At 41.9% G+C, this 25,538-nt stretch carries 27 protein-coding genes; 20 read left to right on the forward strand and 7 right to left on the reverse strand.

The genetic code is table 11. The features are described from left to right. The first annotated feature begins 599 nt into the window (after positions 1 to 599). From ACU6U9_RS10260 to ACU6U9_RS10270, 3 genes are all read left to right on the forward strand, one after another. Entirely contained in the window at positions 600 to 2,444 is a 1,845-nt protein-coding gene (locus ACU6U9_RS10260) for a carotenoid oxygenase family protein (protein WP_446734919.1), read from the forward strand. Between the two features lie 126 nt (positions 2,445 to 2,570). After that, the gene (locus ACU6U9_RS10265) at positions 2,571 to 4,187 is read left to right on the forward strand and encodes a D-arabinono-1,4-lactone oxidase (RefSeq protein ID WP_446734920.1); all 1,617 of its coding nucleotides are present in this window, start codon (positions 2,571 to 2,573) and stop codon (positions 4,185 to 4,187) included. 91 nt (positions 4,188 to 4,278) lie between these two features. Then, positions 4,279 to 5,322, forward strand: coding sequence for a hypothetical protein (locus ACU6U9_RS10270; protein WP_446734921.1), 1,044 nt, complete (start codon positions 4,279 to 4,281; stop codon positions 5,320 to 5,322). 100 nt (positions 5,323 to 5,422) lie between these two features. Here the strand turns inward: ACU6U9_RS10270 and lolB are convergent, their stop codons facing one another. From lolB to ACU6U9_RS10285, 3 genes are read right to left on the reverse strand one after another with little or no spacing between them, the layout of a single operon-like run. Continuing rightward, positions 5,423 to 5,959 carry a lipoprotein insertase outer membrane protein LolB gene (lolB, locus tag ACU6U9_RS10275; RefSeq protein WP_446734922.1) on the reverse strand — a complete coding sequence of 179 codons (537 nt, stop codon included), beginning with the start codon at positions 5,957 to 5,959 and terminating at the stop codon, positions 5,423 to 5,425. Beyond that, positions 5,960 to 6,118, reverse strand: a complete 159-nt coding sequence (locus ACU6U9_RS10280; protein WP_446734923.1) for a hypothetical protein — start codon at positions 6,116 to 6,118, stop codon at positions 5,960 to 5,962. It abuts the gene before it with no gap. Then, complete coding sequence (locus ACU6U9_RS10285) at positions 6,108 to 7,652, reverse strand: tetratricopeptide repeat protein (protein WP_446734924.1); 1,545 nt, start codon at positions 7,650 to 7,652, stop codon at positions 6,108 to 6,110. The genes ACU6U9_RS10280 and ACU6U9_RS10285 overlap by 11 nt, the downstream gene beginning before the upstream one ends. 159 nt (positions 7,653 to 7,811) lie before the next feature. Between ACU6U9_RS10285 and hemA the strand changes: the two genes are divergently transcribed. The 3 genes from hemA (at position 7,812) to prmC (ending at position 11,201) form a co-directional block, all read left to right on the forward strand. Further along, positions 7,812 to 9,089 carry a glutamyl-tRNA reductase gene (hemA, locus tag ACU6U9_RS10290; protein WP_446734925.1) on the forward strand — a complete coding sequence of 426 codons (1,278 nt, stop codon included), beginning with the start codon at positions 7,812 to 7,814 and terminating at the stop codon, positions 9,087 to 9,089. Positions 9,090 to 9,267: 178 nt separating this feature from the next. Next, positions 9,268 to 10,356 (forward strand): peptide chain release factor 1, encoded by a 1,089-nt coding sequence (prfA, locus tag ACU6U9_RS10295; protein WP_446734926.1) that lies wholly within the window; start codon positions 9,268 to 9,270, stop codon positions 10,354 to 10,356. A 17-nt stretch (positions 10,357 to 10,373) separates the two neighbouring features. Next, positions 10,374 to 11,201, forward strand: a complete 828-nt coding sequence (gene prmC, locus ACU6U9_RS10300; protein WP_446735083.1) for a peptide chain release factor N(5)-glutamine methyltransferase — start codon at positions 10,374 to 10,376, stop codon at positions 11,199 to 11,201. A gap of 3 nt (positions 11,202 to 11,204) precedes the next feature. Here prmC and ACU6U9_RS10305 read toward each other — a convergent pair whose 3' ends face one another. Then, a complete protein-coding gene (locus tag ACU6U9_RS10305; RefSeq protein ID WP_446734927.1) occupies positions 11,205 to 11,828 on the reverse strand; it encodes a hypothetical protein in 624 nt (207 codons plus the stop codon). A gap of 507 nt (positions 11,829 to 12,335) precedes the next feature. Between ACU6U9_RS10305 and ACU6U9_RS10310 the strand changes: the two genes are divergently transcribed. Further along, complete coding sequence (locus tag ACU6U9_RS10310) at positions 12,336 to 14,576, forward strand: DUF6351 family protein (RefSeq protein WP_446734928.1); 2,241 nt, start codon at positions 12,336 to 12,338, stop codon at positions 14,574 to 14,576. Positions 14,577 to 14,598: 22 nt separating this feature from the next. Here ACU6U9_RS10310 and ACU6U9_RS10315 read toward each other — a convergent pair whose 3' ends face one another. From ACU6U9_RS10315 to ACU6U9_RS10325, 3 genes are all read right to left on the reverse strand, one after another. Next, positions 14,599 to 14,811 (reverse strand): DUF2970 domain-containing protein, encoded by a 213-nt coding sequence (locus ACU6U9_RS10315; RefSeq protein ID WP_446734929.1) that lies wholly within the window; start codon positions 14,809 to 14,811, stop codon positions 14,599 to 14,601. 12 nt (positions 14,812 to 14,823) lie between these two features. Next, positions 14,824 to 15,003, reverse strand: a complete 180-nt coding sequence (locus tag ACU6U9_RS10320; protein WP_446734930.1) for a hypothetical protein — start codon at positions 15,001 to 15,003, stop codon at positions 14,824 to 14,826. A gap of 134 nt (positions 15,004 to 15,137) precedes the next feature. Then, the gene (locus tag ACU6U9_RS10325; protein ID WP_446734931.1) at positions 15,138 to 15,281 is read right to left on the reverse strand and encodes a hypothetical protein; all 144 of its coding nucleotides are present in this window, start codon (positions 15,279 to 15,281) and stop codon (positions 15,138 to 15,140) included. A gap of 223 nt (positions 15,282 to 15,504) precedes the next feature. Here ACU6U9_RS10325 and trpE point away from each other — a divergent pair, with 223 nt between their 5' ends. The 13 genes from trpE to ACU6U9_RS10390 all read left to right on the forward strand — a co-directional run bounded on the left by trpE (position 15,505) and on the right by ACU6U9_RS10390 (position 25,534). Then, entirely contained in the window at positions 15,505 to 16,989 is a 1,485-nt protein-coding gene (trpE, locus tag ACU6U9_RS10330) for an anthranilate synthase component I (RefSeq protein ID WP_446734932.1), read from the forward strand. 3 nt (positions 16,990 to 16,992) lie between these two features. Continuing rightward, the gene (locus ACU6U9_RS10335) at positions 16,993 to 17,811 is read left to right on the forward strand and encodes an ion transporter (RefSeq protein WP_446734933.1); all 819 of its coding nucleotides are present in this window, start codon (positions 16,993 to 16,995) and stop codon (positions 17,809 to 17,811) included. Further along, positions 17,811 to 18,395, forward strand: coding sequence for an aminodeoxychorismate/anthranilate synthase component II (locus tag ACU6U9_RS10340; protein ID WP_446734934.1), 585 nt, complete (start codon positions 17,811 to 17,813; stop codon positions 18,393 to 18,395). The genes ACU6U9_RS10335 and ACU6U9_RS10340 overlap by 1 nt, the downstream gene beginning before the upstream one ends. Positions 18,396 to 18,585: 190 nt before the next feature. After that, complete coding sequence (locus ACU6U9_RS10345; protein WP_446734935.1) at positions 18,586 to 18,867, forward strand: BufA1 family periplasmic bufferin-type metallophore; 282 nt, start codon at positions 18,586 to 18,588, stop codon at positions 18,865 to 18,867. Positions 18,868 to 18,871: 4 nt separating this feature from the next. Continuing rightward, positions 18,872 to 19,732 (forward strand): MNIO family bufferin maturase, encoded by an 861-nt coding sequence (gene bufB, locus ACU6U9_RS10350; RefSeq protein WP_446734936.1) that lies wholly within the window; start codon positions 18,872 to 18,874, stop codon positions 19,730 to 19,732. Next, positions 19,732 to 20,523 (forward strand): HvfC/BufC family peptide modification chaperone, encoded by a 792-nt coding sequence (locus tag ACU6U9_RS10355; protein ID WP_446734937.1) that lies wholly within the window; start codon positions 19,732 to 19,734, stop codon positions 20,521 to 20,523. Before bufB ends, ACU6U9_RS10355 begins: the two co-directional genes overlap by 1 nt. Next, positions 20,516 to 20,998, forward strand: coding sequence for an RNA polymerase sigma factor (locus tag ACU6U9_RS10360; protein ID WP_446734938.1), 483 nt, complete (start codon positions 20,516 to 20,518; stop codon positions 20,996 to 20,998). The genes ACU6U9_RS10355 and ACU6U9_RS10360 overlap by 8 nt, the downstream gene beginning before the upstream one ends. 2 nt (positions 20,999 to 21,000) lie before the next feature. Further along, positions 21,001 to 21,633, forward strand: coding sequence for a hypothetical protein (locus ACU6U9_RS10365; RefSeq protein WP_446734939.1), 633 nt, complete (start codon positions 21,001 to 21,003; stop codon positions 21,631 to 21,633). Positions 21,634 to 21,720: 87 nt separating this feature from the next. After that, positions 21,721 to 22,794: an endonuclease/exonuclease/phosphatase family protein gene (locus ACU6U9_RS10370; RefSeq protein ID WP_446734940.1), complete on the forward strand. Its 1,074-nt coding sequence runs from the start codon at positions 21,721 to 21,723 to the stop codon at positions 22,792 to 22,794. A 33-nt stretch (positions 22,795 to 22,827) separates the two neighbouring features. Next, entirely contained in the window at positions 22,828 to 23,232 is a 405-nt protein-coding gene (locus ACU6U9_RS10375) for a DUF1801 domain-containing protein (RefSeq protein WP_446734941.1), read from the forward strand. Between the two features lie 42 nt (positions 23,233 to 23,274). Further along, complete coding sequence (locus ACU6U9_RS10380; protein ID WP_446734942.1) at positions 23,275 to 23,874, forward strand: glutathione S-transferase family protein; 600 nt, start codon at positions 23,275 to 23,277, stop codon at positions 23,872 to 23,874. A 2-nt stretch (positions 23,875 to 23,876) separates the two neighbouring features. After that, on the forward strand, positions 23,877 to 24,176 hold the full coding sequence (locus tag ACU6U9_RS10385) for a TfoX/Sxy family protein (RefSeq protein ID WP_446734943.1): 300 nt from the start codon (positions 23,877 to 23,879) through the stop codon (positions 24,174 to 24,176). Between the two features lie 83 nt (positions 24,177 to 24,259). Beyond that, positions 24,260 to 25,534 carry an ABC transporter substrate-binding protein gene (locus ACU6U9_RS10390; protein ID WP_446734944.1) on the forward strand — a complete coding sequence of 425 codons (1,275 nt, stop codon included), beginning with the start codon at positions 24,260 to 24,262 and terminating at the stop codon, positions 25,532 to 25,534. The last annotated feature ends 4 nt before the right edge of the window (positions 25,535 to 25,538 follow it).

Genomic DNA, 25,538 nt, shown 5'->3' on the forward strand with positions numbered 1-25,538 from the left:
TTAGAGGGCGTATCTCCAACATAAACTGGCGAATACTGGTACGTTCGTTTCGCTAATATAATAGATCTATCATTGGCCAATACTAGAATTATTAGTGTCTTTTTCAGTATATTATTAATTGTGCATATCAATTTATTTTTTAATTAAATTGAATTTTTTAAGCTTATTGTATTTAAAAAGTCACATTAAATTCATATGGTTAAAATGAAAAAATAAGCATGTTGACATCTTAATTAAGCATAAAATTAATGGCGTATCGTTACCCTTTATTAAGTAGTGATTTAGTATGAGTCTAATAAATAATTAATACTCACTTTATATTCGGCATATACAGACTAATTCTATCTCATTAGAACATAATTTTCTGATTCGTTATTAAAAAAACGCTTTAATTTCATGTAGTTACTTTATATGTATATTTATTTTTTAATGAAATATTTTTTTATTGTTCGATTCATCTTCTTATTTTAACAATATAACCATTGTTGCTGTATTTCGTGTCCGGTATTCACCTTGACCTAGTAATTCCCCACAAATCTAATGAAGACAAGTAGTCCCCAAGATGTAAATGATGTTCAAACAATAATAGGGAAGATGAGATGAAGAGAAGGGATTTTTTAAAGTCAGCCGGTATTGTATCAATAGCGCCAAGTTTTGTTATGAGCAACATGAGTCACGCCAGTGACTCTGAATTTCCTCTTTCAATCATGAATGGTGATTTAACACCAAGCGAAGGCAGCTTAAATGTGGTGTCGGGGGCATTACCTGATGACATACATGGCCATATATTTATGGCTGAAGGAATTGGGTTAGAACGAAACCATTTAACACCTAATGGCCGAGGCGCCTTGACGCGATTGGACTTTTCAAGTGAAGGCGTTAACTTTAAACGTAAAATGATCGACACGCCTTCTGCCATTATGCAAGACAACGTTACCGGATTATTAGATAAGTTCGATTTAAAAGGCGGGACGATATACTCCAGTACCAACTTGGGTTACATGAATTATTGTAATACCGCACCTAACTATATGGGCGATAATCGATTTGCGTTAAGTTACGAAGGGGGTATGCCCTTTGAATTTGATGCGACAACATTAGAGCTTGTTACATCTATTGGTAATCAAGACGAGTGGAAGTCCAGTCTTCCTCCGTTTGTGGATTTTTTCTCGCCTAAAAAATGGCTGTTCCCTCAAGTTCGTACCACAGGTCATCCCTTCTTCGATTTAGAACAAAACCAATGCTTCACGATTAACTATGGTGGCAATATTGGGAACTCGGGTTTAAAAGACGGTTTCATTCGATTGATTCAATGGGATATGACAGGCCCATTTAATACTTGGAATGTGGTCAGCAGAGAAGGCAAAAATGCTTACATTGCGGCAACCTCACATTCAATGGGGGTGACGCGAAACCACATACTTATTTTTGAAACGGCCGCTTACGTTGAAGCCAGTCGAATTTTAGGATTTAGAACAGTCGAGCCGCAAAAACACCGCACCCCTGTTTGGATCATTCGCAAAGCCGATTTAGTAGTCGGGCAAAAAAATGTGGTTGCTGACTACGTAGAGCTCGATTTTGATACTTCCGACATCATGTGCAACTACGATGATTGGGGCGATGAAATCACACTGTTTGGCCAGTACCTTGGTGCCATGGACAAATCAGAACAACAGTTTAATTGGGAGCGGCTTTATTTTGGTGATCGTGTTGATTGCGATATTTCAGGTTATCCGGTTGCCCCAGTTGATGTGGGTGGGTTAGTAAGAGCCAGAATTAAAGTAAATGCCCATTCTGCTAATGAAATTAAATCCGACTTCCGCTCGTTACGAGATGCCAACACCATGTGGGATTTAAATGACCCAGCTTATCGAGGTCATTTTCAATTTCCTGAAACATTTGATCATGTGTATTGGGCGGCGATTGGTTATCGACCAGAGCACTTGGTTAAGCGAGTTGCAAAAGCTTATGAAGACTATCCGAATCGATTGTACAGTAATGATACCTTGCCTAAGACGGCGATGCCTTCTGCATTAATTCATATGGACTGTCGTGATATCTCTATTGCAGAGCAATATCAATTCCCACAAGACTGTGTCATGCGCACGCCGCAGTTTATGAATCGACCGGGCTCAACGGCACAAGATCACGGCTACATTTTTACGGCTGTTGTACGTAAGTATCCATCTGGTGCGCATTCAAATGGCAAAGAGTTTTGGATATTTGATGCGAAGAATATTTCCCAAGGGCCAGTTTGTATTCTTGCAAATACTAACTTGGAATTTGCCACAACCAATCATGCGCTGTGGGTCGAGTCTATTGCTCCTCGTCCTTATGGTGCTTATAAATCAAATATGGCTGACTTTTTTAGAGAGAAAATGCCATCACACAGCGCAAACGTAAGGCAAATCTTAGAAGACAAAGTATTGCCTATTTTTGGTTAAGCCTCATGGCACTTAAGAATCAACTGCCCATCGTCACTCATTGAATTGAGTTGGCGATGGTTTGTTTGGTAGCACTACATTAAAGAATGTACACCCCTAGCTTGTCGAAACATAAGGATATTAAATATGACTCTTAAAAAGCCATTGCTGGCTTTGGCTTCAGCCGCTCTTATATTAGGAGGTGCGTTGGAGCTGAATTCTCTTGAACAAGAGGATGCCACGCTTAAAAATTACCAAGGCACATATGAGTGCCATCCTAGTGTCATTTACGATCCAGAGTCCGTGGCGGAGGTTCAAGATATTGTGCGTAACGCACTTGCGAACAACCAAACGGTCATGACAGGTAATCGTAAATTCAATAGTCAAATTGATGCTGCCTGTACGGCCGATGGTCAGGTACAAGTCACATTAAAAAATATGAATAAACTTTTGAATTTTAATCTCGCTGAAAAAACCGTCACGGTGCAAGCGGGTATGCGATTTAATGACCTTAATGATTTTTTACGTCCGCAAAATGTCGCAGTGAATATGGTGACAGAATTAGGATCATTCACCATTGGGGGAATGCTGGGTAGTGGTACACACGGGTCAACGTTGCAAAAGCCCAGTAACATGATTGCGGATTATGTTACCCAAATGAAAATAGTTGATGGTCTTGGTGATGTTCGTACACTCACTGGTGAGCAGCTTAATGCGGCACGAGTCAATTTAGGCGTATTAGGTGTGGTGGTTGAAGTGACCATTCAACTTGAAGAGGCTTTCAAAGTTAGAGCCGATGTAAAAGGGTATCGTGATGATTCAAACCTTGAGAATGTAATTCTTGATATCGCTCGTAATAATTACTCTGCCAATATTGCGTGGTTCCCAGGCATCGGACGGTTTGCAACCACGACTTATAATGAAGTACCACTTAGCACAAGAGGTGATTCTTATAATGGACAAGCGGACGTTTCTGGCGTGGCTGAATATTTCTTTGGTTTATTATTTAATGGGTTACATGAAACCTCTAATTCAAATCTGCAATGTTTTGTGGCAAAACTTCGTTATGGCGCAAGGGATAATTCGTACTTTAAAGATGTAAACACCAATATTGTCGATTATACCAGCCCAGTTGGTTACTCTGATCGCATGCAATATTTCACCTGTAAAGACCCTGATAAATGCATATGGGATAAACTGCCTATTGCTTTACAAGAACTTGCGATCCCGGTGGATGAACTTCCAAATTGGATCGCGGATGTACGCCAGATTTTGGCCAAACATGAAAAAACGTGTTTCCCATTAAATGGTATTTACTTTCGCTTTGGTAAAGCATCTCCTAGCTATTTAGGTATGAGCGCTGGCCGTGATACCGCTTACTTAGGCATTGAATATACATTGCGTAAAGCGGGTGCTGAAGTACCGAAAAATTATTTTGTTAATCTAGAGATTGAACAAATGTCTTTGCGTAAATACGGTGGCCGCCCACATTGGGGTAAAAACTCGGTGGCAATTTTTGAAGACATGCCGTCTCGCTTCCCTAAATGGAATGACTTTATGGCGTTCAAAGCAGATATGGATCCTCATAATGTATTTACAAACCCATTCTGGGAGCGGGCAACCGGTGAAATTCCATTATCGGATTATATGACCCCTGGTTGTAATGCTCGCGGTGAATGTTATTGCGAAACCGATGACCATTGTTCTGAAGGGACCTCTTGTCAAACAGGCAAGCACTTTGAAGGTGCTAATATTTGTATTTAGCATAATAAAAAGGCCGCATTCGCGGCCTTTTTCTTTGTTTGATTTATTTTTATAAATTCAATATATACACTTAATGTCGTTAGGAGTCATCATGATTAAACACGTTAGCTTGTTATTTGTTTTACTTTTTTCACTCAATGGTTGGGCCACCACCATTGATGATTTTAAAGCCCACGAGCCAACCGATACAGGCACTTGGGCAGAACAATGGTTTTATAATATTGCAGACCCCACTATTGGTTACTTTAAAATTAGTTTTCAAACATATATTGCGCCATCACACGTTAACAATGAAATAAAATCCTATATTCACCTAGCATTCACCCCAATAAATGGCCCGACAATTAAATACGACTTATTTAACGATGATCCGATTGTTTCACACCCGACTGATCCTGATAAATTTTATTATGAATTACCCGGCTTGCTCAAAGCAGATGAAGATAACTTAAGTATTACTCACCCTGATTTTAGTTTTAATTTAGAATGGACAGGGCCTCACGTTAATTATTGGAAGGGCCATAATCCATACCAAACCCCGTTTGGATTTATTACAGATATTCCTGGCGTCGGTGCTAAATGGTTCTTATATAGCGTAGGCACACCAGCGCTATATGATTTTAACAATGGTGATCAAGCGTGGAGCGGCAGTGGTTATGCACAAGTCGATAAAGGCTGGTATGACAAAGAAACAAGTGTTGGCATGATGTATACAATGGGATTATCTGATGATGTTAAGTTTATGTTTTCTGGTGGGGTATTTGGAGGAACATCCATTGAAATGTGGGCGGGGCGTTATATTTCAGATAAATATGATTTAATATTTTTACCTGCTTTCAAAGGACTATCCGTTAAGCGTGAAAGTGATCCATGTAATGGAAAATTACATTTAGAAATGAATAAAATTGGAAGAAAAATCATATTTGATGCTACTGCTGATATATCAACGTTTCATTCACAGAGTTTTCCTTCTGCCATCATTTTTGGTGGTGAGCAGCGTTATATGAAAACGATGCAAGCAAAAGTCGATTTTAATATATACACTTTTGGTAAATTAAAAGAAACTATGCATATCCCACAGGCGCTACTTGAGTTTAGTGGTCCATTTGCTTGTGATGCAGTTGTAAACCCGTAAACCCGTAAACCCGTAAAAATCAATTTAATTAAAAATAGATGCTTTTTCAGCATCTATTTTTAATTGTTTGTGAGGGGTCATAATATCCTGGTAATAGATATTAACCAAAGCTCCAGTGTTTAATGACAATTAAAAACGTCCATGAGCCTTGGCTAATGCGGATGCGCTCAGGTAAGTTGTAGTAATCGTTGTAACGTAAAAAGTCTACTTTCCAGCTGTCTTGTAATATCTGAGTGAGAGTTTCGTCGTCATCTGTTTCTTGTTTGGCAGAAGAGTAAGGTGCCACTTTACCTTTTAGCCAAAACGGTAAATTTTCAATGGGAAAAAACCAACCTAACTCATCGTAAATAAGTTGCTGTGGGTTAATGCCTTTTGTGGTTTTTCCGCCACGAGTGAGACTTATACTAGTAATGTTACCTTCTATGCGCGTGCTGCCAACCGAGAGTGGACCACTGACATAAATATCAAAATCATCATCGTGTTGCTTCCATTCAATAAAACCAGCAACACTTTGTGACGGGGTAGTAATGCCAATTTTCCCACTTACGGCCCAAATATTTTTGTTGGATGTGGTTGGGTTTAAAGTACAGGCAAGTAAAAACTGGCACATGGCCAGTACAATAAAGTGTTTTAACATTTATAAATCAACTTCTAATCGCAGTAGGGTATCTTTTAGGATCTGGCTGTTAGGATCTTTTTCTAACGCGGTACGCCAGATGCTTTTTGCCTGTTGTTTATTATTCATTGCCCATAACACTTCACCTAAATGAGCCGCCACTTCTGCATCAGGAAACATGGCAAAAGCTTGTTCCAGTAATTCGAGTGACTCTTTGAATTTGCCTAAGGCGGTAATATACCCAGCCCAAGCTGTCGAGAATGGCAGGGTCTTTCGGTGCAAGTGCTAATGCTTTTTCGATTAATGCTTGTGCTTCGTCTAGGCGCGTACTGCGATCGGCCAGTGTGTAGCCTAATGCATTTAATGCGGTGGCGTTTTCCGGCTCAAGGCTAATGATATGCTCTAGGTCTTGCTCTAGCTGATCTAAATTCCCCAGCTTTTCTGCGACCATCGCCCGAGAATAACGCAGGTCTGTGCTGTCTTGGTAAGCATTAAGCGCGGCATTGAGAACGTTTAACGATTCAGTGTACTGGCCTGTGCGGTTAAGTATGTCGACTTCCATTAAAAAGTAAGCTTGTTGGTTTTCGTTATCAATGACACGTTGCTGGCGCACATGGTTAAGTGCTTGGGTATCGCTTTTCCGACGCATATAGATGTTAACAATGGCGCCTTGTGCGGCTAAATATTCGCGTCCGCCTTTCATTGCTAGGTAGTGATTCAGTGCGGCTTCGTCATTCCCATTAAATTGCTCAATTCGCGCTAGGTAATAGTGGGCTTCACTTTGCATTTGATGGAGGTTGAGTAATTTTTGCAGTGATAGTTTTGCTGCATCATATCGCTTTAGCTCAAGCTGAGTTAAGGCAAGTGGTAATAATATTTGTGCATCATGGCTGTCGGTTTTGTGCAGTTTTAAAAATGTTTCACTGGCTTGTTCAATGTCTTTGTTTTTAATGAGTAGGCGAGCCTTAAGCAGCATGAATGCTTTGTCGTTCTTAAATTGAGATAGCGCGTTATTAATGGTTTTAATGGCCCCGACAAAGTCTTCTTGCGTGGCTTGTAAGCGTGATTTTAACGACCAAGCAGGGTAAAAATCAGGGTGCTCTTTTAGGAGTTGGCTGCAAATCTTTAATGCCTGTTCAATCTCTTCTTGTTGTTGATAAAGGCTAGCGATATTAAATAGCAACGCTTGATTGGTTTTGTAGCGAGGCACGAGTGATGTTAATGACTCTAACCATAATTCTCGCGAACCTTCGCTCATGTCGAGCCCTTGCAGGCTGATGAAATTCACATTGAGTAGCGGGTCAAGATCAAGGGCTTTTTGTAAGTGCAGCGCTGATTCACTAAAACGGGCTGCTTTCACCAGTTCCGAGCTTAAAGCCTGCTGAGCCAAAGGGTTATTTGGGTCTAATTTGGCCCATAGTGTCGCCGCATCTAAAGCGGCTTGGTCAGCGCCTATGAATTGGGCGATTTGTGTTGCACGTGCGGTGACGCCGGCGTCTTGTGTGCGGTGTGACTCTAGCAAATAATTGCCAAGGGCTACGTCGTACAATTGGCGCTGACCTGCCATTTCAGCCACAAGCAGTGCATAAAAGGTATTTACACTATAATGACTAGATTGTTGAGGGTCTGGCGCCTCATCTGCAACAGCGGCAAAGCAGGGGGCTGCTATAAACAGCAAGCTAAAAAGTGGGGCCAACAATAAACGGTTTGTCATAATATTTCTGGATGTGCCCTTGGTGAAAAGTGTTTTAGCGAACTTGTTTACAAGCAAGCCAGCTATTTTGCGCAATTATGGATATAATACGGCTCTTTTTTAAAAGTTTGAAACAAATGGCCCACATTTTGGTGCTTTCAGTATAAAACTAAGTTATTCATGACGTTATTGACCCTAGGTATCAACCATAAAACCGCTCCTGTGGCGGTGCGCGAGAAAGTGGCCTTTGCTCCGGACCATTTGCCAGCCCAATTAAGGCAGGCAAATGCAAGTCATGGGGTGGATGAAATTGCTATTTTATCCACCTGTAATCGTACCGAACTGTACTTTACCGCAAAAGATAACGATCCCAGTGCCTTACTGTCATGGTTGGAGCATGTTCACGGCGTACCGCTTGAGCAATTACAAAGCTGTCACTACGCCCTGAAAGACGAAGACGCGGTGCAACACATCATGCGTGTGGCCAGTGGATTAGACAGCTTGATCCTAGGTGAGCCACAAATCTTAGGCCAAATGAAGAGCGCCTATGCCGTCGCTAAAGAGGCTGGCACCATCGGGCCCGAGCTAGATCGACTATTTCGCCAAACCTTCAGTGTAGCCAAACAAGTGCGTACGGACACCGCCATCGGTGAAAACCCGGTTTCTGTGGCGTATGCTGCGGTTAATTTAGCGCAGCGCATTTTCTCTGACTTATCCACAAGCCGTGCGTTATTGGTCGGGGCAGGTGAAACCATTGACTTAGTTGCTAGGCACTTGGTGGATGCGGGCGTAAAAGACATCACGGTGGCTAATCGTACTTTAGAGCGAGCCGAGGCTTTAGCAGAACAGTTTGGCGCTAAAGCCATTTTGCTGTCGGCCATTCCTGATGAGCTGTATAAAGCGGATATCGTCATTGCTTCCACGGCAAGCCCATTGCCCATTTTGGGTAAAGGTGCGGTGGAGCGAGCCCTTAAAAAGCGTAAACATGCACCTATGTTTATGGTGGATATTGCCGTACCGCGCGACATCGAAGAAGAAGTGGGCGACTTAAATGATGTTTATCTTTATACGGTTGATGATTTAAAAGATATTATTGAAGAAAATGTTCGCCAGCGTGAGCATGCCGCGCAAGATGCCATCGAAATAATAGAAGCAGGCAGTGCGGCATTCATGCGACAATTGCGCACACTTGACGCCGTGACGACGCTCAAAGCGTTCCGCCAGCACGCAGAAGTGATTCGCAACCAAGAATTAGAAAAGGCCCTTAAGCGCTTACAAAAGGGCGATGATGCACACGCGGTGGTTGCCACGCTCGCCAATATGCTCACCAATAAATTAATACATCAGCCAACGGTACAAATGCGCGAAGCCAGTGCGGTAGGGCGCAAAGAAGTGATGACATGGGTGCAGGAGCTTTACCAGCTTTCTGATTCAGACTTAGATGATGAAAGCCCATGACTTGGCTTTACCTTATTTAATGGCTTTATTAATGTTCAAAAATAAAAATGAAGCCAGCGTTATCAAAACAACGTGATTACCGTTTTTACGTTTGTTTATAAATTCGAGATTTAACGCAAAACCAAAAGAATTCAAAAGTGGTATGACCACTTAAATATTGAAAGTACATAAAACCACTATGAAAGATTCAGTTAAAACAAAATTACAAACCCTTGCCGAACGTTATGAAGAAATTGGCCATTTGCTTTCTGATGCGAGCGTCATCAGCAATCAAGATCGCTTTCGCGCGTTATCAAAAGAATACGCAGAAATTGAGCCTGTTGTAAAAGCGTTTGAAGAATACACAGAGGCCGAAGGCAATCTTGCAGAAGCCCATGTGTTGATCCAAGACCCTGATCCTGAAATGCGTGAAATGGGTCAAGAAGAGCTAAAGTCGGCCAAAGCCGAAGTTGAGCGTCTTGAGGCCGACTTACAAGTATTGTTATTGCCTAAAGACCCTAATGACGGCAAAAACGTGATCGTTGAAATTCGCGCAGGTACGGGCGGTGATGAAGCGGCTATTTTCTCCGGTGATTTGTTCCGTATGTACACCAAGTACGCTGAAAAACGTGGTTGGAAGTTTGAAGTGATGAACTCCAATGACGGCGATCATGGTGGTTATAAAGAAATCATTCTGCGTATTGCCGGTGATGTGGTGTATGGGCAATTAAAATTTGAATCGGGTGTTCACCGTGTACAACGTGTGCCTGCCACCGAAAGCCAAGGGCGGGTTCACACCTCAGCATGTACCGTTGCCGTGATGCCAGAAGTAGAAGACGAAGCCGAAGTGGACATTAATAAAGCGGATCTGCGTATTGATACGTTCCGTGCCAGTGGCGCGGGTGGCCAGCACGTGAACAAAACCGACTCGGCTATTCGACTGACCCATTTACCAACAGGCTTGGTAGTAGAGTGTCAGGATGAGCGCTCGCAACATAAAAACCGAGCACGAGCCATGTCGATTCTTGCGACACGTTTAAACGATGCTGTTGTACAAAAAGCGCAAGCAGAGCAAGCCGCTGAGCGTAAAAGCTTGGTGGGCAGTGGCGATCGTTCTGAACGAATCCGTACTTACAACTATCCACAAGGTCGTGTGAGTGATCATCGTATTAACTTAACGCTTTATAAGCTAGACGAGCTGATGGAAGGGGATTTGGATTCAGTGATCCAGCCGCTTATCCATGAGCACCAAGCCGAAATGCTGGCCAGCATGGGCGTAGAGAATTAATTTCTGTTTCTATGTCGATTAGCATTAAACAGGCCCTCCTTGAGGGCCAACAATTCATTACCCATTCCGATACCGCGGCGTTAGATGCTGAGCTGATTTTATTGCACGCTATCAAAGCCAACCGCAATATCTTGTTTACTGATCCCAATAAAGTTCTCACCACTGAACAAATAAACATTTTTCGTGAATTATTGTTACGTCGTCAAAAAGGCGAGCCGGTTGCTTATATTTTAGGCGAACAAGGCTTTTGGGATTTAATGCTCAATGTGGCACAGCATACATTAATCCCCCGATCAGATACCGAATCATTAATTGATTGGGTACTAGAGCAGGGTTTTCAGCCTAAGCAAATTTTAGATCTTGGCACGGGCACGGGGGCGATTGCTCTCGCATTAGCAAAAGAGTTTCCTAGTGCACAAGTCACGGGTGTTGATTTAATCGCGCAAGCGGTTGAGCTTGCTGAATCGAATAAAGTAAAAAATAAAATAAATAACGTGCAGTTTTTACAAAGCAGTTGGTTTGAGAATATTACCACGCACGGGTTTGATTTAATTGTGAGTAACCCTCCCTACATAGATGAACTAGATGAACACTTAGCGCAAGGTGATGTGCGTTTTGAACCCGCTTCGGCCTTAATTGCGCCGCAGGAAGGGCTGGCGGATCTCTATTTTATCGCAAAAGAAGCTAAATCATATTTAGCGAAAAACGGTTGTTTATTAATGGAGCATGGTTGGCAACAAGCGAACGCCGTAAGTGAGTGTTTACAACAGCAAGGTTACGAGCGCGTTGGCAGTGGTAAAGATTTAGCAGGACAGTGGCGTTTTACGTTTGGTTTTATGGCGTGATGGTTATTTCTTAATAAAAACCACATTGCTACTTTCTGTTATTATGTTGTTGTCATCTTCTAAGGCCCAAGCGGCTTTAAATTCTTTTACAGATTTTAGCGCGTTGTTTGTGGATTGGTTTGAATTCCATATGACAACGTGTTCAATTAGCTTCTTATCTTTAACCTCTCTCACCATGTTGTGAGTTGAAATAGGTTTGTCTGGATATTGTATTTGGCTCCAATCGTTACTCACGACCTCATACTGACGCCAGTTAGTGTGCTTATCCCAACTGAACTTAATATCTTGCGAAAACAATTCAAAAACAGGGATTTGAGTAATGCTCATTTGAATGAAGACAGAGCTTATGCTCTCGGTTGATAAGTTATAGCCTCGGCTTAAATGAATGCATTCGCGAATTGCTTGGTCAATTGAGCTTAAGTAACCTTCACGATCACTATAGCGATTCAAATAATGCAATCGTTGCGATTCGTCTCGCATGCACACATTAGCTTCACTTTCTTGTAGCCACCAAACATTGGCATGAAAAGCAGATACTGGCATTCCCGGCTTAAACTGAAAGTTAGCGGGTATTAAGTGCATGGTTTCAATGCTGGCAATCGGACAGCAACTTAGTATCTTCTTCATATGTTGGGCAAAAGTGCTTAATTGAAGGGGTTATCTATATTAATGCATACTGGGTCACAAGTGTGTTATTTACTGTAAAGATGTGAGCCTAGACACTTAATTAGTGAATAAAAAATAAATACATTAATAATTAGCCATCGAGACTAAATGTCTCTAACTAAAAATGATTGAATATCTTTTGGTTATATTTGAGGGAATTTAATGCTTAAAAGAAATGCTCTTATTCTTTTTTTGAGATTCAGAGCCCTAAATAGCAGAGTAAATTAAAAATAAGTGTGTCTTCACTAACGAGCAAGTCGAGTATACGCGTGACACTTAACAAAAAATAACATAATACCTAGGTTGTAGAGAATAAGCGTCGATATTTCAACCCATTAGTTTGTTCTTTATTTGAGGTTTTTAGAAATAAAATATTACCAAACTAAACTACTTTATTGCACGAATACACACTAAATTTACATGAGGCCAGTTAAGGATTAACAGCGTATAAAGGGGGAGGCTCATAATATGAAAACGGTTATCATTTTATTTGTAATACTACTCATCTGCACAACCAGTCTTGGTGTGTTTTATGATCGCTTAGAGCAGCGCTTTTTGCCTAAAACCAGCGGTTTATTAGTACTCAATGTGCCGAATGGCTTTAGCGTTGAAAAAAATAGCGCGAGTTATAAGGGCGCTCACCCTCGAATGCTGGAGCGTCCACAAGAGGTATTTTCTTTTCCTATTCCCTTAGGTGTCACTGGCCCAGCTGAGCCACTCTTTGCGGGTGCTAACCAATACCCATTCATTTGTGATACTGAACATAGTGACTTAGGTCAACCATTGGTGGATAACGATAGCCAAGAGGGTATTGCCGTATATGCAACGAATGCCAATCAAAAGAAAACGAAGCAAGTCATTGGTTACAGTAAAGATTGTCGTTTACCAACACGCATTCAATATTATGTAAAAGACCAAGATGATCATGGCTTTATTAAAGTAGATGATTTAGTTAGTTTAAAACAAGAAACACAGCAAATTATTCGCATTGAAACGGGCACGATTAATCGCTTTATTTACGTATTAGCGATACCCGTTAATAAGCAGGATTTACCCAGTGACTTCAACAGCAGTAAGTGGAATCAAAAATTATTGTATCGCTTTAAAGGTGGGGTTGGCGTTGGCCGTAAACAGGGTAACGTTAATATTGATAAATTATTGTATGAGCACGAAGGGCAGTTACAACAAGGCTATGCCGTTGCGTTTAGTACAGGGACTGAAACCAGTAATCATTATGATATTTGGTTAAGTGAAGATACCGCCTTAAGAGTCAAGCGCCAGTTTGAAAGCCGTTATGGCAAGCCCCTTTATACGATTGGCATTGGAGGTTCAGGTGGTGCAATACAGCAATATCTATTAGCGCAAAATCGCCCAGGGATTATTGATGCTGCTATTCCTTTGTACTCTTATCCCGATATGGTTACTCAGGTTAATTACGCATTAGATTGTGAATTGTTAGAGTATTACTTTGATGAGACAAGTCATAACCAATACTGGCAACAATGGTCACATCGTTTATTGGTTCAAGGCAGTAATACGCTTGCAGGCTATAAAAACCGTTATGGTAATTTACAGGGCATAGCGGGCATTATGAACGGTGATTTTAATCAGCTGCCACAAGGAGCCAGTGAATGTACAAATGGCTGGCGTGGTGCGTCACATTTAATTAACAATCCTAAATTTTTTACCGCCTATTACGAGATTTCATCGAATGTGTTTGAACAATTTGATTGGAGCCATTGGGGGGATTTACAACACATTTATGGCACGGATGATCAGGGTTTTGGCCGACGTTTTTGGGGGAACGATGGTGTGCAGTATGGGCTTGCTTCTTTGCGTAATGGCAAATTAACCCCAGCTGAATTTATAACGTTAAACCAGCGAATAGGCGGTTGGAAGTTACCGTCTAACATGCAAAATGAGCGCTTTTGGCACATAAGTGGCGATGACTCATTAAGGCAACTGTCTCTTTGGGGGCAGCATAATATGACCCACGAAGGAGAATCGAAGCCATCATCCAGAAGCAAAGGCGACAAGCAGGCGGCGCTGGCCGCGTACAATGCTGGGCTTGTTTTCTTAGGTGTGGCTGATATCCCTATTATTGATTTACGCCATTACCTTGATCATCAATTAGATATGCATCACGCCGTCGCCTCATTCGCAGCTCGTAAACGCATAGAATATGCATCAGGCAGTAGTGAGCATCAATTAATCTGGATGATGGAAAAAGACGATCACTTATCCCGTAAAGATTTAATACGCAGTTTACCCATAGATGATGCTTTGCGCGTGTTAGATCAATGGCTATTTAATATGAAAGCTAACCCGGATGCATCACTTGCGGTTAATCGTCCGACGGGGGCCAGTGATCGTTGCTACGATAAAGACAATAATATCATTGATGACAGTGCCGGTACTTGGGACGGCGAATGGAACCAAAAAGTCACAGGGCCATGTCAGCAACGTTTCCCCCATTATACTCAGTCCCGTTTTATGGCAGGTGAGAGTATTTATGGCGACACCTTGTATTGTGAGAAACAACCGGTATCAAGTGCTCTTGCCTCTGGCACATACGGCGAACAAGATATGTCACCTTACCAGACACAACTAGAGCAAATATTCCCAGGTGGTGTCTGTCAATATCAGCAAGGGGTAAGCCTTAAGGTACGCGAGCTTGTTAAAACGTTACGCCAGTCAAAAAGGGAGTAGTCAGCACACCGCGTAAATAAGCTTAAGCTAGCCTATCCGGCACAACTAAGCTGACAACAATTGCAATGGCCGCGATAAAAATGGCCACAAACACCAGCGCGGCTAAAACGTAAACCACCGGATTGGTCGCGTTTAAATCCCGCTCCATGTTTTTACTTTTTTGTACACCAAATGCGGCGGCCATAATACTGAGTAAGGCCGTTAAAAAGCTTACTTTGTTTTTATTATTGTTCATTGTTCACCTACTTTACGCGTTTAAAGGTAAAAGCGTTTCATGTGTGACTGGGTAGCTGGCTTCATTTATCCAACTAAAGGCATCGTCTTCTTTGGGGAATACTTTTTGCTCGAACGTCCCCAATACTTTTTCACCATACGGTCCATCAGGAACTTTTTCAGCATATTTGGGCGGTATACTTGAGCCGTGCATTTCAGCCCCTTTGCCACAAGTTGTTCAGCCAATTGGGTAAGGTAAGTGGCTCAATTTCAGGTGTGGCCAGCTCCCACTTATCAAGATACACGATATCAGACCAATCGCTATGTGCAATTGGGTGAATTATCGCGTTAAAAGAAACGGCACAGCGCATGGCCATATCTTTTGATACGGGTCAGAACCACCTGGTTATCTAGCCATAAATCGTAATCCCCGTGTGCATACATCAGTGCCCCCTCATCATTGCTTAAATATAGCCCAATTTGTGATTTCATACTTTTAGCCTTGGAAGTTGGCTGCTATAGTAGCGCCTTGTTTATCTATCTAGGAATATCAGGGTGAGAGTACTGCTTGTCCCTAATCGATTGAATATCGGCCTCCATGCCAAGCGATGGCTATAGCAGGGCGCGCGAGCTCCTGTCTGCCTCGAAGTCTCAGCGTCCTGCCTGCCCCCATAACTACTAATTTATTTGTATTTTCGTATTAGGATCAAGATCCATGACGCCAGAATTGTACACTCAGCTGACTGAGCAAGGCTTCAATCGTATTCCGGTTTTTCAAGAAATATTAGCCGACTTAGATACCCCGTTAAGCACCTACCTTAAAGTAGCCCAAGGGCCGTATTCGTATCTGCTTGAATCGGTTCAAGGCGGCGAAAAATGGGGTCGCTACAGCATGATCGGCATACCCTGTAAGCGTGTGCTAAAAGTGTTTGCTAAAAAGGTTCAAATTCTAGAGCACGATAACGTGGTCGAAGAGCATGATGTTGATGATCCTTTAGACTTTATCGCGGATTACCAGTCCCAGTTTAAAATTGCCCCAGTAGAAGGACTGCCTAAATTTGATGGTGGTCTGGTTGGCTATTTTGGCTATGACGTGGTGCGTTATGTTGAAAAACGTCTGGCTGAATCAACCCCAGAAGACGATATCGGCAATCCAGACATTCTGTTAATGCAGTCTGAAGAAGTCATCGTGTTTGATAACTTAAGCGGTAAGTTATTTTTTATCGTATTGGCTAACCCAGCGGATGAGCAAGGTTTAGAAAAAGCCAAACGTCGCATTACGATCATGCGTGGACAAATTCGCCGTGCTTATCAAGGTCAAATCGGTCAGCCATTAATCCAGCCTCGTGACGTAAAAGAAACCGATTTTGTATCTGGTTACGGCGAGCAAGCGTTTATGGATTCGGTCGATAAAATCAAAGAATACGTGTTAGCCGGTGACATCATGCAGTGTGTGATCAGTCAACGTTTAAGCGTTGATTTTCACGGACACCCATTGAATCTATATCGTGCGCTGCGCACATTAAACCCAAGCCCTTACATGTATTTTATGGATTGTGGTGATCACCATGTGGTGGGCTCTAGCCCTGAAATTTTAGCGCGCTTTGAAGATGGCACCATTACGGTTAGGCCAATTGCAGGCACCCGCTATCGGGGTGAAACCCCTGAGCAAGACCTTGCCTTAGAAAAAGAGTTATTAAGTGACCCGAAAGAAATTGCGGAACATCTAATGCTCATTGATTTAGGGCGCAACGATGTGGGTCGCGTAAGCAACATGGGCCAAGTAAAAGTGAGCGACCAAATGGTGGTCGAGCGCTACTCTCATGTTATGCATATAGTGAGTAACGTAGAAGGCCAAGCCAAGCCGGGTATTACGTCGATGGATGTTTTAAAGGCCGCACACCCAGCGGGTACATTAAGTGGTGCGCCTAAAATTCGTGCCATGGAAATCATTGACGAGTTCGAACCCGTCAAACGTGGCGTGTACGGTGGGGCAGTGGGTTACCTTGGTTGGAATGGCAATATGGATACCGCTATTGCCATACGTACTGCGGTGATTAAGAACAAAAAGATTTATGTACAAGCTGGGGCCGGTGTTGTTGCCGACAGTGTGCCGCGTCTTGAGTGGAAAGAAACCATGAATAAAGCACGGGCTGTTTTTAAAGCCGTGGCCATGGCCGAATCGGGATTGGATAACTAAGTAATGAACACCAGTAATTTTCAGCAACGTTTTTTAGCGCTGCGCAGTAATAAAGGCTTTGAGTTATTTGTTGTCGGTGTGATTTTATTTTCCGCTGTGGTAGTGGGCGCTAAAACCTATGACCTACCACCGGCTATGCTTACCGCTATTAGTTGGCTTGACCATTTTATCACGGTTATCTTTTTAGTTGAGTTAACCGTGCGGTTTATCGGCGAAGAGAATAAACGTCACTTTTTTAAAAGTGGCTGGAATATTTTCGATACCATCATTGTGGTTGCAAGTTTAGTCCCTGTGGATGAAAGCGAAATGGCGTTTATCGGGCGGTTGTTGCGTATTTTCCGCGTATTACGGATGGTGTCGATTATTCCTGAATTACGTGTATTGCTTAACTCATTGTTAAAAGCATTACCGCAATTGGGTTATGTGATGTTGCTGATGTTTATTATTTTTTACATCTATGCCGCGATTGGCTCTACATTATTTGCAACTATTAATCCTGAATTATGGGGCGATATTTCTATTTCGTTATTGACGCTCTTTAGGGTTATGACATTCGAAGACTGGACGGATGTGATGTACGAAACCATGACGGTATATCGTTTAAGTTGGTTGTATTATTTATCGTTTATCTTCTTAACCGCATTTGCCTTTTTAAATATGGTGATTGGTATTGTGGTCAGTGTCATTGAAAAAGAAAATGCCATTGAAGAAGCGGCGCATTCAACAGAGCCTTCTATGACTGATTTGCATGCCGAGATTCAATCATTAAAAGTGATGATATCCCAGCTGGCAAATGATGAATCTAACAAAGGAAAATCCTAATGTTATTAATGATCGATAATTACGATTCCTTTACCTATAACGTGGTTCAGTATTTTGGTGAGCTAGGTGCAGACGTTAAAGTGTTTCGTAACGACGAAATCACAATTGAAGAAATCGAAGCACTTAATCCAGATCACCTAGTGATCAGCCCTGGGCCTTGTACCCCAAACGAGGCAGGCGTATCAGTGGCGGCGATTGAGCACTTTGCAGGTAAGCTGCCAATTTTAGGCGTGTGCTTAGGTCATCAAAGTATTGGGCAAGCCTTTGGTGGTAAAATCATTCGTGCAGGTAAGGTTATGCATGGTAAAACCAGTGAGGTTTATCACGCAGACAAAGGCGTGTTCGCTAACTTGAATAACCCGTTCACCGCAACACGTTATCATTCATTAGTGATTGAAAAAGACAGCTTGCCTGATTGCTTAGACGTCACGGCGTGGACACAAAACGAAGACGGCAGCATAGAAGAGATTATGGGTGTACAGCATAAGACGCTGGCTATCCAAGGGGTGCAATTTCACCCTGAGTCTATTTTGACCCAACATGGCCATGACCTTTTTGCTAACTTCTTAAAAATGAAAGTGTAAGCAACGCTTCATACTCGCTGCCATCAGCCACCCTCGGGTGGCTTTTTATTGCCTGTCATTTAGGTTTATAGGATTATTTTTAAAATAAACCGGATTCAATGCAATCAAATAGGGTTCTGTGTCGTTAAGTAAAGTAAGTCAGTGAAACGGTAGCTGATGAGACTTACTCTTAATAACAGGAATCAATCTAATGAGCACTAAAACAATAGCCGCGGCATCTGCGGTTACAGCCATCATGGCAATGGGCGTGAGCATCCAAGCGCAAGCCGTACCGAATCAACCTAGCCAGTGGGAAAAATGTGCTGGCATCGCAAAAGCCGGACAAAACGATTGTGGTGCGCTGGATGGTAGCCATGGTTGTGCCGGTCAAGCCGCCGCCGACAACCTACCAAAAGAGTGGGTGTATGTGCCTGAAGGGACTTGCGAAAAAATCACAGGCGGTAAAGTGGCCGCATTAAAGCCAGCGAAGTAATACCATGAATCAGCCGTCAGTTATCTCAGGTGCGGGTGTCGGGCTAAGAGTGCCTCATATACAAACGATCCTACAAGAAAACCCGGATATACCGTGGTTTGAAGTCTTGGTGGATAACTGGCTGGTGGATGGCGGTTTAAATGTTCACTTAATGGACGCCATTACTGAGCGCTACCCTGTGGTGTTGCACGGGGTTGGTTTATCGTTAGGGTCGATTGATCCCTTGGATCTTACCTACATAAAAAAAGTAAACGATTTTAAAGCGCGTACTGGTGCAAAGTGGTATTCAGAGCATTGCAGTTTTTCCAGTGCCCAAGGTTTATTCGCCGCGGATTTGTTTCCTTTGCCTTATACACAAGACGTGGTTTGCTATTTAAGTGAACGAATTAAAATCGTGCAAGATATATTGGGTGAGCAAATGCTGCTTGAAAACATATCGGCCTATGTTGCTTGCCCTGATAACACGCTCACAGAAGCCGAATTTTTAGCCGCAGTGGTGGCTGAATCCGGTTGTGGGTTGTTACTCGATATTAATAATGTACTGGTATCCTGTTTTAATTTAGGCGAATCAGTTGATGATTATTTTAAACAGATCCCCAGTCACGCAGTGCAACAAATTCACCTAGCCGGTCATGAAGATAAAGGTGATTATTTATTAGATAGCCACGGCCAGCGTGTCGGTGAAACAGTATGGCGTTTATTTGATGCTTTTATTGCGCAAAATGGCCCAGTACCTACATTAATAGAGTGGGATACAAAACTGCCAGCTTGGCAGGTATTAGCAAGTGAACAAAAACAAGCGCAAACACGACTCGATGCACTGTGCTTTACTGATAATATAAAAAAGAGATCGGAGTTTGGATAATGTCACTACAAACGCACCCTTCCATGTCTCTGTCGCACTGGCAAGCAACGTTACTGGCTGATACGTCACCATCATTAATGGCGCCTTCGGCAGGGCTGCTTAGGGTGTATCAGCAAAACCAATACCATGCTTTGATTGCTTGTATGAGTAATGCTTACGCGTGCTGTAAGCAAGTTTTAGGTGAAGATGTCTTTTATTCGCTGGTTAAACTCTACTTATGCGCGCATCCGTTGAATACATTAAATCTTAATCAATATGGGCATTCTTTTTCGGCATGGCTTAAGCGAGAAAAAGGCCGTACCACCTGTAAAGAACTGAATATACAGTCTGATCGATATGAACTGGTAATAGAGTTAAGTCAGGCGCAGTGGCATTGTCATGAGTTATATTATATTGAAGATGATGCCCAGTTTGATTTTGTTGCCTATCAAAAATTATCGCCTGAGCAAGCGGCTCAAGTATATTTATATGCCAGCCCTCAACTCATGCTGATGCAATCCTATTATGACCTTAATAGCCTATTGAATAAAAATTCAGCTGACAATAAAGCAGGCCGTCATACAGCTCAAAAGCAATTCAATTATTTTTGCATTGCTAAAGAGCATCATCATGGAAAAATATTTAAGTTAACGCAATATCAATTTAAATTATTAAGCATGCTTGAATCAGGCGTGAGTATTCATCAAATACTAGACAATGCAGAGCTTGAAAATCAAGTTAGCAATATTTCACAATGGATTGCTCAAGGCTGGATCACAGGGTTTAAAATGAATAGGCCCACTGATGTTTAATAGAAAGGAGCTTGATAAGCTGTATCAATATGCGTATTCACTCACAAGCAATAGCCATGATGCTGAAGATTTACTGCACACAGTTATTGAACGCATGATTAAAAAATTAGCGCACACCGAAATTGAATTTACTCAAGCGTATACACGTAAGGCGATTCGCAATCAATTTATTGATGATTGCCGCCATAAAAATCGTATTGCATTTGACACTTTAGACGATCACCCCATGTTGTTATCCACAACTGATCTCGAAAAAAGTTATGTAGACCAACATCAAGTAGATCAACTCATGCAGTGTATATCTGTTGGTGAAAAAGAACTGTTGTATCTATGGTCGGTGTTAGGGTTTACCACCAGTGAAATTGTCGAAGAAACAGGTCAGCCAAGAGGCACGATACTGTCTCGATTATTTAGAATTAAAGAAAAACTGAAAACCATTCATCGCTCACTTAGTTCTAAAGAAGAGGGCTATTAAATATGAAACAACCCTTTAAAGATGCAAGCCAAGAACATTTTAAACATCAACGACTAACTGATAAGCAGTACGCAAGATTTGAGGCTTTATTACAGTCACAGCCTGAGCATAAAAAAAATCGCACTCAAGACAAAGCAGCGGTATCTATGCGTCTTATGTTTGCATTATCGGCAAGTGTTCTACTGGCTTTATTGATTTGGCGTAATGATGTAACACCTTTGATAAATCACAATCAAATGGCTTATGAGCAACATATTTACAATATTGCCGAAGAAGTGGCGATCAACCACATTAAAATGAAACCACTGGAGTTTACAGGCAATACCGTATCGAGCTTACGAGGACAATTTGATGACTTAGATTTTTCATTGGTGCAGTCGAGTCATTTTTCTGAGCAAGGTATGCAAGGTGGTCGCTATTGCTCTATTCAAGGGGTGACGGCCGCGCAGTTACGCTATGGTTACCCTGATCATACGCGTGCTACCTTATATCAAGTGCCTTATGATCAGAAAAAATTTGGGACAATGCCTAAATTACACTCAGGTGATGTTCCTTTACAACTGACAATTAAGGGGTTAAATGTCAGTATGTGGGTCGAAAGTGATGTGTTAATGGTCTCAGTTTCGTCGATATAAATGGCAGAATAATTGATTTATACGCAGCGCCAGTATAGCCTAAAACGCCTTATGCTAAATCAGCTAGGTTTTTATGTTTGGTGATATATGTTAACGGCGCTTATTTTATTTACAATTGTGATTGTGTTATTCACTTTTTTACCTTTATGGCAGCACCCGCATTGGATCATTAGGGTACTGGACTTTCCTCGTTTTCAAATTGCGATTCTCGCAATGGTTTCTTTTATTTACCAGTGTTTTATTTTAGAGGGTATAGATCCACTCTCAATGACACTGATTAGCCTGACGGGCCTGTGTGTGGTTTGGCAATTATGGTGGGTATTACCTTATACACCCATTTGGCCTAATGAAGTGAAATCTGCATCGCAGGGTAATGATGATCATACATTAACCATTTTAACATCCAATGTGTTAGCGCCGAATAAAAACAGCGATGCGTTGATTAGTCTGGTTAATGAAAATTCCCCAGATATTTTAGTGACGCTCGAATCTAACCATTGGTGGGAAGAGCAGCTACAAGTACTAGAAACTAAAATGCCCCATTGCATGAAATGCCCCTTGGAAAATTTATACGGAATGCATGTTTATTCAAAGCTACCATTAACAGAAAAAAGCATTTTATTTTTAGTTGAAGACGATGTGCCGTCAATGCATGCTAATTTGACGCTTAAATCTGGCGATGTTATTCGAGTGCACTTTATACACCCAGCCCCGCCCAGCCCAACAGAAAATACAGAATCGTCAGAACGTGATGCCGAGCTGGCTGTTTTAGCACGAAGTGTCAGTGATACTAAAGAACCCGTTATTGTAACGGGGGATTTAAATGATGTGGCTTGGTCATCGACAACGCGCTTGTTCCGTAAAGTGAGTGGTTTATTAGACCCGCGTGTTGGGCGAGGCATGTTTAATACCTTTCATGCTAGTTACCCTTTTTTACGTTGGCCGCTGGATCATCTGTTTCACAGTGATCATTTCACCCTTGATTTTATTAAACGTATGCCATCGATTGGCTCAGATCACTTTCCATTATTAACTCGGGTAGTGTATTCACCAAATAGTCATTTAGAGCAAAATGGCTTGGATAAAGATAAAGACGATCAAACACGCGCTCGGCAGCTCTCTAATAAAAAAGATGTAAATAAAAGCGATGTTCCAAGCTAGAATATATAAGTATCCTGATTAACAAGGTGATAAATGGATAAGTCAGTTAAAGCAAAATTTGATACCTATCCTAAAGCAGCAAAACAAACACTATTAGCTGTGCGCTGTTTAATTTTTGATATTGCCGAACAGGATCAATTAGGTTCACTTGAAGAATGTTTAAAATGGGGGGAACCTAGTTACTTAGCAAAGAAAGGCAGTACCATAAGAATGGATTGGAAAGAAAAAAGTCCTGAATATTGTGGGCTTTACTTTACGTGTAACTCTAGTTTGGTTGAAACCTTCCAACAACTGTATCCCGATGACTTTATCTATCAAGGTCATCGCGCCATTCTACTGCCCTTAAACACAGAGCTTAATATTATCCCCTTGAAAGACTGCTTAGCAAAAGCGTTGAAATATCACACTATCAAACACTTACCTCTGCTAGGCGGCTAGAATAGCCCATCGGATAAACCAGTTAGTCATAGGAGTTCGTTTATGTATACCGTTTATGGCGATATGATGTCGGGTAACTGTTATAAAATTAAGTTGTTGCTTTCGTATTTAAATATTCCGCACGAATGGGCGCATGTGGATATCTTGAAACAAGAAACCCATGGCTCAGATTTTAAAAAAATGAATCCGAATACTCGCATTCCTGTTTTAAAAATAGAAAATGACGAATACTTATGTGAATCTAACGCTATACTTAATTATTTAGCGTATGAAACGGCACTATTGCCCAGTGATAACTTGTTAAAAGCAAAGGTTTTACAGTGGCAGTTTTTTGAGCAATATAGCCATGAACCTTATATTGCGACGGCGCGCTATATTAATAAATATCTTGGGCTACCAAAAGAGCGCGAAGCGGAATATCACGCAAAGCAATCAGGTGGGCATAATGCATTACGTGTTATGAATGAACATTTATCCCAAACTGATTATTTTGTTGGTCAATCATACTCTATTGCCGACATAAGCTTATTTGCTTACACCCATGTTGCTCATGAAGGTGGATTTGAATTATCAATGTACCCACATATTTTGTCATGGATCGAAAGAATCAAAGCGATGCCTGAATTTATTGAAATGTGCTAATTATGCGGTTACAGGACATGAAAGGGCTTGGACCTAAGTCCGCGCAACAATTGATTGACGCAGGCATCGACTCGCCAGAGGCCTTAAAAAAAATAGGGCCAGTTGCGGCTTATTTACAATTACAGACGTTTCAACAGAAACGAGTAAGTTTGAATTTTTTGTATGCACTGGTGGGGGCTGTCGAAGATGTCCATTGGCAAACGGTCGCAGCTCAAGACAAGAGCCGACTCATTCAAGAGCTAGAAGGTTTCAAAGAGCTACAAAACCAGCTGGATAAAGAGGGTGTCTCGTTTCGTTGGTAGCGTTTAACAGGCAATCTAACCAACTTGCTTTCGATGTGCACTGTCTATACTGATAAGTATCTTTTATATGTACGAGTCAGCTAATGGCACAGCCTTTTGATATCAATAAACGTAATACTCTGGCAACCATAGCAAAAGCTGGTGCTGCCACTTGCATCGCGGCTAAGGCACCTTATGTATTTGCCAAAAAAACGCATACATTAAGGGTATTGGGCACACACGTTACGCTGCAAGAAGAAATTCGACAGCAAGCCATGCAAGACCTTGGTATTAACCTTGTGTTCGAACCCAGAGGCAGTGCAGCCGTGCTGCAAAAAGCCTCTATCTCTCCCCATTCGTTTGATTTATATGAGCAGTGGTCCAATAGCATTAATGTGCTGTGGCAGTCTGGCTCTATTCAAAGTATTGATACTCAGCGAATTACTAACTGGAATGAGATCAATGACCTATCTAAAACAGGTAAGCTAACGCCCAGCGCTCGGATGGGGGCAGGCGATGCTCCGCATAAAATTCTTTATGTTCAAGACAATGATGAAATCGGCTTAACACCTAGCGAACGTGTTAGTTATTTACCTTATGTGCACAACGTCGATTCATTTGGTTATAACACGAATGTGATTACGCCTGGTATTGCATATGAAACAGAAAGCTGGGGTTGGCTACTTGATAGAAAATATGCAGGAAAAGTCGCCATTGTTAACGCGCCAACGATTGGTATTTTCGATTTAGCGTTAGCGGCTCAAGCGAAAGGCTTAGTAAAAATTCAAGATATTGGTGCTATTACCAAAGTGGAGCTTGACCAACTATTTAATGTGCTAATAAAAATGAAGAAAGAAGGCCACTTTAGTGGGTTTTGGACCTCGGTGCCGGAGTCAGTCAACTTCATGGCCTCTGAGCGAGTGGTCATTGAGAGCATGTTTAGCCCGGCTGTTTCTGCATTAAACGGTCAAGGTGTGCCTGTCAGATACGCGGCACCAAAAGAAGGGTATCGAGGTTGGCATGGTGTTATGTGCTTATCATCTGCCACACAGGGCAAAGCAAAAGATGTCGCTTACGAATACATGAACTGGTGGTTATCAGGCTGGCCAGGTGCCTTTATTGCTCGACAAGGTTATTACATTTCAAACCCACAACGTTCTCGATCTTACTTATCTAAAGCGGAGTGGAATTATTGGTATGAAGGTAAAATTGCATCAGAGTCATTAAAAGGCACCGATGGCGAAATATCCGTGCAAAAAGGGGATATGCGCACAGGCGGGAGTTATCAACAGCGCTTAAGTAATGTAGCGGTTTGGAACACTGTTATGCCCACATATGATTACAGTTTACAAAAGTGGTATGAGTTTATTAGCGCTTAGGGAC

It is taken from the genome of Pseudomonas sp. HK3 (assembly GCF_052920985.1).

Bases quoted from the DNA above. Each gene is read 5' to 3' on its own strand.
- hemA (WP_446734925.1), top strand. From the start codon at position 7,812: ATGACGTTATTGACCCTAGGTATCAACCATAAAACCGCTCCTGTGGCG.
- ACU6U9_RS10335 (WP_446734933.1), top strand. From the start codon at position 16,993: ATGAACACCAGTAATTTTCAGCAACGTTTTTTAGCGCTGCGCAGTAAT.
- prfA (WP_446734926.1), top strand. From the start codon at position 9,268: ATGAAAGATTCAGTTAAAACAAAATTACAAACCCTTGCCGAACGTTAT.
- ACU6U9_RS10270 (WP_446734921.1), top strand. From the start codon at position 4,279: ATGATTAAACACGTTAGCTTGTTATTTGTTTTACTTTTTTCACTCAAT.
- ACU6U9_RS10345 (WP_446734935.1), top strand. From the start codon at position 18,586: ATGAGCACTAAAACAATAGCCGCGGCATCTGCGGTTACAGCCATCATG.
- ACU6U9_RS10265 (WP_446734920.1), top strand. From the start codon at position 2,571: ATGACTCTTAAAAAGCCATTGCTGGCTTTGGCTTCAGCCGCTCTTATA.
- ACU6U9_RS10375 (WP_446734941.1), top strand. From the start codon at position 22,828: ATGGATAAGTCAGTTAAAGCAAAATTTGATACCTATCCTAAAGCAGCA.
- ACU6U9_RS10365 (WP_446734939.1), top strand. From the start codon at position 21,001: ATGAAACAACCCTTTAAAGATGCAAGCCAAGAACATTTTAAACATCAA.
- ACU6U9_RS10320 (WP_446734930.1), bottom strand. From the start codon at position 15,003: ATGCACGGCTCAAGTATACCGCCCAAATATGCTGAAAAAGTTCCTGAT.
- ACU6U9_RS10370 (WP_446734940.1), top strand. From the start codon at position 21,721: ATGTTAACGGCGCTTATTTTATTTACAATTGTGATTGTGTTATTCACT.
- ACU6U9_RS10260 (WP_446734919.1), top strand. From the start codon at position 600: ATGAAGAGAAGGGATTTTTTAAAGTCAGCCGGTATTGTATCAATAGCG.
- ACU6U9_RS10385 (WP_446734943.1), top strand. From the start codon at position 23,877: ATGCGGTTACAGGACATGAAAGGGCTTGGACCTAAGTCCGCGCAACAA.
- ACU6U9_RS10305 (WP_446734927.1), bottom strand. From the start codon at position 11,828: ATGAAGAAGATACTAAGTTGCTGTCCGATTGCCAGCATTGAAACCATG.
- ACU6U9_RS10355 (WP_446734937.1), top strand. From the start codon at position 19,732: ATGTCACTACAAACGCACCCTTCCATGTCTCTGTCGCACTGGCAAGCA.
- ACU6U9_RS10315 (WP_446734929.1), bottom strand. From the start codon at position 14,811: ATGAACAATAATAAAAACAAAGTAAGCTTTTTAACGGCCTTACTCAGT.
- ACU6U9_RS10285 (WP_446734924.1), bottom strand. From the start codon at position 7,652: ATGACAAACCGTTTATTGTTGGCCCCACTTTTTAGCTTGCTGTTTATA.
- ACU6U9_RS10360 (WP_446734938.1), top strand. From the start codon at position 20,516: ATGTTTAATAGAAAGGAGCTTGATAAGCTGTATCAATATGCGTATTCA.
- trpE (WP_446734932.1), top strand. From the start codon at position 15,505: ATGACGCCAGAATTGTACACTCAGCTGACTGAGCAAGGCTTCAATCGT.
- bufB (WP_446734936.1), top strand. From the start codon at position 18,872: ATGAATCAGCCGTCAGTTATCTCAGGTGCGGGTGTCGGGCTAAGAGTG.
- ACU6U9_RS10325 (WP_446734931.1), bottom strand. From the start codon at position 15,281: ATGAAATCACAAATTGGGCTATATTTAAGCAATGATGAGGGGGCACTG.
- lolB (WP_446734922.1), bottom strand. From the start codon at position 5,959: ATGTTAAAACACTTTATTGTACTGGCCATGTGCCAGTTTTTACTTGCC.
- ACU6U9_RS10340 (WP_446734934.1), top strand. From the start codon at position 17,811: ATGTTATTAATGATCGATAATTACGATTCCTTTACCTATAACGTGGTT.
- ACU6U9_RS10380 (WP_446734942.1), top strand. From the start codon at position 23,275: ATGTATACCGTTTATGGCGATATGATGTCGGGTAACTGTTATAAAATT.
- ACU6U9_RS10310 (WP_446734928.1), top strand. From the start codon at position 12,336: ATGAAAACGGTTATCATTTTATTTGTAATACTACTCATCTGCACAACC.
- ACU6U9_RS10280 (WP_446734923.1), bottom strand. From the start codon at position 6,118: ATGTTTCCTGATGCAGAAGTGGCGGCTCATTTAGGTGAAGTGTTATGG.
- ACU6U9_RS10390 (WP_446734944.1), top strand. From the start codon at position 24,260: ATGGCACAGCCTTTTGATATCAATAAACGTAATACTCTGGCAACCATA.